The sequence below is a fragment of the Psychrobacter sp. 1U2 genome (assembly GCF_051847575.1).
In genome coordinates this window covers 1-900 of the sequence record NZ_JBPYDC010000686.1, presented here as the reverse complement: position 1 = coordinate 900, position 900 = coordinate 1, and the positions used below count along the sequence as shown (strand labels likewise).

The 900-nt window shown below is 43.7% G+C and carries 1 protein-coding gene; it reads left to right on the top strand.

Features of this window, described 5'->3' with window-relative positions; genetic code table 11:
* Positions 1-160 precede the first annotated feature (160 nt).
* Positions 161-900 (top strand): aldehyde dehydrogenase family protein (locus ACS8FD_RS18100; RefSeq protein WP_439276867.1); only part of this gene is annotated, 740 nt, incomplete at its 3' end.

The following is a 900-nucleotide window of genomic DNA, read 5'->3' as shown; positions in this document are numbered from 1 at the left end:
ACAGCTTGGACTTATGGATGATTTATATTATAGATAGTCTAGCCTCTAGTAAGCTCTCTTCTGATTTGCACAAAATATTTTTATAAAGAATAATTTTAATTAATACCTCACTAACAATCATTACACTGATAATTATCAAAATCAACTAAGGATAGTAGTTATGACCACTAATACTGAAAGTAATAACAACGCGTATAGCGACTTTCATCTGCAGTATATTGCAGGGGAGTGGCAAAGCGGGCAAGATGACAGCGTCAATACTGATGTCAACCCATACAGTGGCGACACGCTGGTCGAGATTAAACAGGCGACCAAAGAGCAGCTTAATGACGCTTATCAGGCAGCAAACACAGCACAAAAAGAATGGGCGAAAAAGACGCCAGCTGAGCGTGCTGCGGTCTTATATAATGTCGTCAAGGTCTTAGATGAACGTCAAGATGAAATAGTCGATTGGCTCATTAAAGAGTCGGGCAGTACGCGCATCAAAGCAATGGTAGAGTTTGGTAGTGCGCATGCGATTACGCTTGAAGCGGCAACTTTTCCTAACCGCGTCCATGGTGAGATTCGTCCATCGAATATACCTGGTAAAGAAAACTTCGTGTATCGTGAGCCAATCGGTGTCGTAGCCGTCATTAGCCCATGGAATTTTCCGCTACACCTCACTCAGCGTTCTATCGCACCAGCGCTCGCACTTGGTAATGCAGTCGTACTAAAGCCTGCCAGTGATACCCCTATTACAGGTGGCTTATTGCTCGCCAAAATATTTGAAGAAGCAGGTCTGCCAAAAGGATTGCTTAACATCGTCGTTGGTGCTGGTAGTGAGATTGGTGATGCCATCGTCACGCATGATATTCCAAGCTTTGTATCCTTTACTGGTTCGACCTCTGTTGGTAAGCACAT